The 6,794-nt window shown below is 70.7% G+C and carries 7 protein-coding genes and 1 pseudogene; 1 reads left to right on the forward strand and 7 read right to left on the reverse strand.

The window, feature by feature from the left end; genetic code table 11:
* A partial coding sequence (locus SACSA_RS21875; RefSeq protein WP_232212857.1) for an ABC transporter permease occupies positions 1-1,255 on the forward strand: 1,255 nt, incomplete at its 5' end.
* A gap of 282 nt (positions 1,256-1,537) precedes the next feature.
* Here SACSA_RS21875 and SACSA_RS0106910 read toward each other — a convergent pair.
* The 7 genes and pseudogenes from SACSA_RS0106910 to SACSA_RS26675 all read right to left on the reverse strand — a co-directional run.
* Positions 1,538-2,311, reverse strand: coding sequence for a sporulation protein (locus SACSA_RS0106910; protein WP_019814525.1), 774 nt, complete (start codon positions 2,309-2,311; stop codon positions 1,538-1,540).
* Positions 2,312-2,580: 269 nt separating this feature from the next.
* Complete coding sequence (locus SACSA_RS0106915; protein ID WP_019814527.1) at positions 2,581-3,819, reverse strand: cytochrome P450 family protein; 1,239 nt, start codon at positions 3,817-3,819, stop codon at positions 2,581-2,583.
* A 14-nt stretch (positions 3,820-3,833) separates the two neighbouring features.
* Positions 3,834-5,078 (reverse strand): cytochrome P450, encoded by a 1,245-nt coding sequence (locus SACSA_RS0106920; protein WP_019814529.1) that lies wholly within the window; start codon positions 5,076-5,078, stop codon positions 3,834-3,836.
* Positions 5,075-5,677 carry a GTP-binding protein gene (locus tag SACSA_RS0106925; protein ID WP_019814531.1) on the reverse strand — a complete coding sequence of 201 codons (603 nt, stop codon included), beginning with the start codon at positions 5,675-5,677 and terminating at the stop codon, positions 5,075-5,077. Before SACSA_RS0106925 ends, SACSA_RS0106920 begins: the two co-directional genes overlap by 4 nt.
* Complete coding sequence (locus SACSA_RS0106930; protein ID WP_019814533.1) at positions 5,658-6,014, reverse strand: DUF742 domain-containing protein; 357 nt, start codon at positions 6,012-6,014, stop codon at positions 5,658-5,660. Before SACSA_RS0106930 ends, SACSA_RS0106925 begins: the two co-directional genes overlap by 20 nt.
* Before the next feature lie 2 nt (positions 6,015-6,016).
* Positions 6,017-6,412: a roadblock/LC7 domain-containing protein gene (locus tag SACSA_RS0106935; RefSeq protein WP_028661630.1), complete on the reverse strand. Its 396-nt coding sequence runs from the start codon at positions 6,410-6,412 to the stop codon at positions 6,017-6,019.
* Positions 6,413-6,794 (reverse strand): annotated as a pseudogene (locus tag SACSA_RS26675) (ATP-binding protein); the annotation flags it as partial. It lies immediately after the preceding gene.

Below are 6,794 nucleotides of genomic sequence, written 5' to 3' on the forward strand. Positions count from 1 at the left end.
CACACACGGGCGAGCCGGGACACCTCGGATGACCGGCGTGCCCGGGACGTGGGCCACGGTCGGGTTGATCGCGCGGCGCGAGTTGCGCACACATTCGCGCTCCCGGGGCGTGGCGCTCGGCACGGCGGCGCTGGTCGCGGCACTGACCGGGTTCCTGCTGGTCCTCGCCGCCGCGAGCCCGCAGGACAGCCGTACGACGATCGGCCTCGCCGGGCAGGCGGCGACGGCCGAACACCCGCTGCGGGCCTCGGCCCGGCGGACCGGACAGGAGATCGTGATCGTCCATGTCGCCGACGTCGGCCGGGCGCGGTCGCAGGTGGTCTCCGGAGAACTGGACGTGCTCGTCTCCGGCAGTGCCGCCGAGCCGCGCGTTCTGGTTCGGACCGAACTGGACGATCGCGTTCGGACAGTGCTCCGGGACGCCGCACGTCGGCAGGTTCTCGACGCCGCCCTCGTGCGAGCCGGGCTCGACCCGGCCACGGTCGTGCGTGACCTGCGCTCCGCCTCGGTGACAGTGGAAACCACCGAGGGCGGCGGTCCCGAGCACGGGCAACGGTTCGCCGTGGCGGCGGTGCTGCTGTCGCTGACCCTCCTCGGCGGCATCGGATTCGGCTCGTCGGCCGGGTGGGAGCTCGCGCGGGACCGGGCGAACGGCGTGGTGGAGGTGCTGTGTCCGATGGTGCGACCGTGGCACCTGCTGGCCGGCAAGCTGATCGGCGCAGGCCTGGCGAGCCTGCTGCGGTTGACGGTCGTGGGCGTCGTGGCCGTCGTGGTGGCGAGCGCGACCGGTCTGCTCACCGTCGTCGGCGCGGCCGTCACGGCGCTGCTGTGGGGCCTGGTGTGGTCCGTGCTCGGCTTCGCCCTCTACGCGACGATGTTCGCCGCCGCCGCCGGAAGCGCCGCTGTCGCCGAGCCTCGTGGCGAGGGTCGCTCCGCCACCGCCGTCGAGCCTCAGGGCATGCCCGCCCACTCCGCGCAGGCACTCGCCGCCAAGCGACCGGTCCGCGTCGTGGCCCTCGTGGCGTTCGTATGCGGCGGTGGCCTGCTGGCGGGTGGCGCGGTGCTGCACGAGCCCGACGGCACGCTCGCCACCGTGCTGTCCCTGCTCCCGCCCTTGTCCCCGATCCTCATTCCCACCCGCCTCGCCGCCGCGTCACCGGCGGCGGGCGAACTCGCCGTGGCCGCGGCCCTCACCGTGGCCACCCTGTCCGCACTCCTCCCCCTCGCCGCCCGCTCCCTCCGCCCCGCCCCCTGACCCCGCGAGTTGCCCCTTCGGCGCCCGCGAGTTGCCCCGCAAGGTCCGCGAGTTGCCCCGCAAGGTCCGCGAGTCGGCCCGCCCTGGCCGTGATCCCGTACGCGGCGAGTCGAGTCCGGCCCGTCCACATCCGGCAGACGGACGGCGCACGGTGCCCCTGTTCCCGGGGCGAGGCGCGGCGGCCGACGTGCGGCACCGGATTCGATGCACCACGCGCCACCGCCAACGGGCCACCAGTGGCCACGCCCCTGTCGACGTGGCCACCGGTGTGCGCGGTCAGGGTCAAAAACGGGAGCGGCCGAGAGGCTCGAGCAAGGTGTGCAGCTCGTGCGGCCAGTCGAGGGTGGTCACGGTGTCGTAGTCGACCGAGAGCACCTGCATCCGGTCCCCGCCGCCCGCGAGCAAGCCCGCCTTCCGGTCGGATTCCAGCACGATGTCCATCCCGTCCGCGCCCGCGACGAACGTGACCTCCAGCTCACTCAGGCGCGGATAGTCCGGTGCGCCCGCGAACTCGATCTCCTGGAAGAACGGGAGCGTCTGGCGGGTGCGCGGGAGGCGCCCCCACTCGACGTCGGCCGAACGCAGGCGGAACCCGAGCCGTTCCACCGCGTCGAGAACCACGTGCTGCGCCGACAGCGCGCCGACGCCGATGGGATCGGTGTCCGTGGCGTCCACGGCGCCGCTGATGTCGACGACCGTGCGCACGGCCACCTCGGTCCCGCGCAGCGGTTGGTCCCGGTAGTGCGTGATCGGCGTCTCGATCGGAACCTGGACTTCGAACGGAATTTCCACGACCTGTCCGGGTGGTAGCACCACTCCCCCTGCCACGGCCGTGCGCCCGAACCCCCGCATCAGGTCGATCTCGCTGTCGTCGGCCTCGTGCTCCACGCGCGTCACCAACTCGATGAACACACCCGAGATGTCCTGCTGCACCTCCCCGGCACGCAACCGGATGACACCCCGCACCGCGCCACCCGGCTGAACGCCGTGGTCATACAGCTCGGTCTCGACCTCCACACCGCCGATACCCACGGCGGCCAGCAACTTCTTGAACATGCGGCGACCCTAACGGGGCCGGACCGGCCGCGGGGGCGGTTCGTGATCACGAAGTGGGAACGCCGGGCGGCGTCGTCGGTGCTTTCCGAGACCGACACGGCATTTTCGGTGTGGAACGCGACTGCACAGCGGCATCACGGCGGTACCGGATCGGTCAACTCGCGGTACCGACCGGTCAACTCGCGGGCCTGGGAGGGGCAACTCGCGGTACTGGGAGGGGCAACTCGCGGGGGTGTGGGGCGGCCGCGCTTGGGCCGCCCCACACACGGTCACGTCAGGTGCACCGGGAGGGTGGCCGCGGAGTTGGAGAAGATGGACGGGACCGGGGTCAGCGTGTCGGCGTCGGCGGCCAGGCGGAGGTTCGGGTAGCGCTCGAAGATCGCCGGGAGGGCGATCTGGGCCTCCAGCCGGGCCAGGTGGGCGCCCAGGCAGATGTGCGGACCGCCGCCGAAGGCGAGGTGCCTGCTCTGCTCCCGGTCGATGTCGAACCGGTCGGCGTCGTCGCCGTGCTGCGCGGGGTCGCGCCCGACACCGCTGTACGGAGCGATGATCGCCTCGCCCTTCGGGATCGTGACCCCGGCGATGGTGATGTCCTCAAGCGGGTAACGCGCCATGAAGTTGCCGATCGGCGCGTCCCAGCGCAGTACCTCCTCGACCACCTCGGCCCACTTGGCCTCGCCGCCCGCGCGGGCCTCGCGGAGCTGGTCGGGGTGGGTCAGCATCGCCCGCACACCGTTGACGATCAGGCTCAGCGTCGTCTCGTGCCCGGCGGTGAGCAGCAGCCACAGCGTGTCGGTGAGTTCCTCGTCGGTGAACGACTCCGCGTCCTGCTCGCGGGTGGCGATCAGCGCGCTGGTCAGGTCCTCACCGCGCTCGCGGGTGCGCAGCTCCACCAGCCGGTGCAGCATCTCGTGCCGGTCGGCCTGGGTGCGCACGACCTCCTCGGGCGTGGTGTCGGTGCGGAAGATGCTGTCCACCAGCTCCCGCAGCCGGGGCCGCCACTCCCTCGGCACGCCCACGAGTTCGCAGATCACATTCATCGGCACCGGGTAGGCGTAGTGCTGCCTGAGGTCCACCGAACCGTCGGCGTCCGCGCGATGCGGCAGGTCGTCGAGCAGACCCTGCACGATCGCGTCGATCCGGGGCCGGAGCGTCTCCACCCGGCCCCGGGTGAACGTCTTGGTCACCGGTCGGCGCAACCGCTGGTGGGTGGCACCGTCGCTGGTGACCATGTTGGTCACCTTGACCATGCCGACCAGCGGCCAGTCGTCGGAAATCTCCCCGCGCTGGATCGCGGACCAGTTACGCCAGTCCTTGCTCACCCGCGAGTCCGTGAGCAACTCGGCCAGCAGGTCGTGCCGCGTGACGGCCCACACCGTGACCTCGCCCGGCAGCACCGCGCGCACCACCGGCCCCAGCTCGCGCATGCGAGCGGCCTCACCGTGGTGATCGGAACCGGTGAGATCGAGTCGGACGACGGGTACCTCATCGGTCACCACGTCGGTCATTCAAGCCTCCAGCATCACTTGTGGACGATGCCCGGCCGCGAGAAGCGCACGGGCAGACTGGCAGGGCACCGTGTCCACGGAGACGGCATCGGTGTGATCTGCTCCGCGGGCACTGCCATGGCCACATCGTGTAGGAGGTGGAGGGCGGTGTCGACCGCAATGCGGGTGATGATCCGCGAGGTCCGTTGCGCCGGGCAGTTGTGCGGTCCGGTGCTGTAGGCCAGATAGGACCGGTTGCCCACCTCGAGCCAGGGGTCCGAACTGTGCACCCGGGTGTCCGCGTTGGCCGCGGCCAGCCCGAGGATCAGCCCGTCCCCCCGCAGAATGCGCTGTCCCCCGAGGTCACAGTCGGCCAGCGCGTAGCGGGCGGGCATGTTGGACATCGGCGGGTCACGCCACAGCACCTCGTCCAGCGCCTCGTCCAGTCCGAGCCTGCCGCCGCGCATCCGTCCGCTGAACCGGCTGTCGGTGAGCATCAGCCGCAGGGTCTGGGCGATCCAGGAGAGGGTGGTCTCGTAACCCGCCGAAACCATCAGCACCATCGACTGCACGATCTCGTAGTCGTTGTGCAGATTGGGGTGCTTGAGAAACGCCGTGGTCAGATCGTCCGCGGGCTGGGCACGCCGCGACTCGATGATCGAGGTCAGCATCTGCTCGACCATGCGATTGCCCGCCTGCGAGTCCTCCCCGGACCCGAACAGCGCGGTCAGACCGCGGCGGAAGTGCTCGGCGTGTTCCGGCCCGAAACCGAACATCCGGCCGACCGCGAGCATCGGGATGGAGGCCGCGTACTCGGTCACCAGATCCGCGCTGCCCCGTTCGATGAACTGTCCGATCAGATCGGTGCAGGTCGAGCGGATCATCTGGCTCATCTTGTGCTCGTTGAGCGCGGCCAGGCCGTCGTCGAGCGGGGCGCGCAGACGGCGGTGCTTGTCCCCGTCGGCGAAGTAGGCATTGTCCCGGGGGAACATCATCGGGCCGAGGCCCGAGTCGGGTGGCACGATGCGCTCCGCGTACAACCGCCAGTAGTGCGGGCTGCGCGCGAAGAGGCGTTCGTTCCGGACGACGTTGCAGATCTCCGGGTGGCCCATGACCAGCCAGGCGTTCACCCCCGGTTCGAGTTCGACCGGCGCGACCTGGCCCCAGCGTGCCCGCAACTCGCTGTAGGCCGCCTGCGGGTCACGGCACGTGGTCGTGGCCGACAGCGGCGTCAACCCCGTCATCTCGGACAGGGCCAGGGTTTCTCTGGAGATCGTCATGCGAGAGCTTTCGACTGTTTGCGGACGTCGAGGGCGTGCTCGACGAGTGTGACGAGGGCGTGCGCCGACGACTGCCGCGTGCGCGCGTCGCAGTACACGATGGGTGTGTCGGGCAGCAGGTCCAGCGCGTCCCTGAGCTGATCGGCGTCGTAGCGCGGGGAGTCAGGGAACTCGTTCACCGCGACGGCGAACGGAATCCGTGTGCGCAGTTCGAGCTGGTCGAACACGTCGAAGCTGTCCTCGAGCCTGCGGGTGTCGACCAGCACCAGCGCCCCGACGGCACCGTCGGCGAGGCCCTCCCACAGGTTCCAGAACCGGCGCTGCCCCGGCGTGCCGAAGAGGTAGAGCACGATCTCCGGGCTGATCGTGACACGGCCGAAGTCCATCGCCACGGTGGTCGTCGACTTGTCGGTGAGCCCGGCGACGGAGTCGACCCCGATGCTGGCCGTGGTCATCGTTTCCTCGGTCCGCAACGGCTCGATCTCACTGACGGACCCGATCAGGGTCGTCTTGCCGACGCCGAAGGCACCCACGACCAGGATCTTGGCCGACTGCTCGACGGTCGGCGTGACATAGCGGTCAGAGCTTTCGGAGTCCATTGAGCACTTTCTCCAGGACGTCGATTTCCGGCATGACAGGGTGCGACGGCGCGGAGCGGACCACGAGATGACCACTGTCGATGAGGTCGGAAGCCAGTACGGCCACCATGCTGACGGGCAGGCGCAGGTGCGCGGCCGCCTCCGCCACGGAAAGGACACCGCGGCACATCGACGTCAGTGACCGCTTTTCCCGGCTCGCCGACATCGGCAGTTCCGCGCCCGGGTTCGCGACCAGCAGCGTCTCCGGGCGCAAGGTGTTGCGCGTCGGGTGCGCCCGCCCCTCGGTGATGACGTACGGCCGGACGGGCTGGTCCCGGTAGTCGTCGGACGAGGACATGATCAGGATTTCCGCATCGGGGTGCTCAGCGTGCGTTCACCGATCTGGAGGACCTGCATCTGCATCTGCTGGGCGATCAGCGCCGGGTCGATGACCGCCTCGGTCACCACCGCGAGCCGCGAGCCGTCTCCGGCCTCGCGGACGAACAGGAATCCGCCGTCGAACTCGACCATCACCTGCCGGGGCTCACCGCCCGTGCCGAACTCGTCGCTGATGCCTCTGCCCAGCGAGGTCAGCCCCGCGCAGGCGGCGGCGAGCTTGTCCGCGACGTCGGTGTCGGTGTGCTCGGTGCGCACCTTCAGCAGCCCGTCCGAGGTCAGCACGACCGCGTGTCGCACACCGCGGACGCTGCGGATCTCGTCGAGCATCCAGCTGTTGTCACCAGCTTGAACAACCATTCACTCCTCCGGAATGTCGTACGCGTCGGAGCGCGACGCCGGGCCCCCGGCACCGTGTGCCCGGCCCCGCTCCGCGTCGGTGTTGAGGAACGCGCCCATCCACTGGCCGGCCTGTTCGGCGGTCGGCTGCGGGGCCTGGGCAGCGTGCCGTGGCCGGGGCGGTGCCGCCGACGGATCGACCTCGCCACGCCGCGAGCGTCGCCGGGGAAGGGGCGCGTCGTTGGGCGTGCCCCCCGCCTCGGGCGGGAGTTCGGTGGGAGTCCTCGCGCTGCCCGACCGATCGTCGTCGGTGGCCGGCCGGGCCGGGTTCGCGGATGGCGCGGTGGTGCCACGCTGCGACTCCGCCCGCGGAGTCCGCGCGGAGTCCGCCGCTTGCGGGAAC

The sequence above is a fragment of the Saccharomonospora saliphila YIM 90502 genome (assembly GCF_000383795.1).
Taxonomy (GTDB): Bacteria; Actinomycetota; Actinomycetes; order Mycobacteriales; family Pseudonocardiaceae; genus Saccharomonospora; species Saccharomonospora saliphila.

Excerpts from the sequence above, each read along its gene's own strand:
- SACSA_RS0106910 (WP_019814525.1), bottom strand. The coding sequence starts at position 2,311 with ATGTTCAAGAAGTTGCTGGCCGCCGTGGGTATCGGCGGTGTGGAGGTC.
- SACSA_RS0106915 (WP_019814527.1), bottom strand. The coding sequence starts at position 3,819 with ATGACCGACGTGGTGACCGATGAGGTACCCGTCGTCCGACTCGATCTC.
- SACSA_RS0106920 (WP_019814529.1), bottom strand. The coding sequence starts at position 5,078 with ATGACGATCTCCAGAGAAACCCTGGCCCTGTCCGAGATGACGGGGTTG.
- SACSA_RS0106925 (WP_019814531.1), bottom strand. The coding sequence starts at position 5,677 with ATGGACTCCGAAAGCTCTGACCGCTATGTCACGCCGACCGTCGAGCAG.
- SACSA_RS0106930 (WP_019814533.1), bottom strand. The coding sequence starts at position 6,014 with ATGTCCTCGTCCGACGACTACCGGGACCAGCCCGTCCGGCCGTACGTC.
- SACSA_RS0106935 (WP_028661630.1), bottom strand. The coding sequence starts at position 6,412 with ATGGTTGTTCAAGCTGGTGACAACAGCTGGATGCTCGACGAGATCCGC.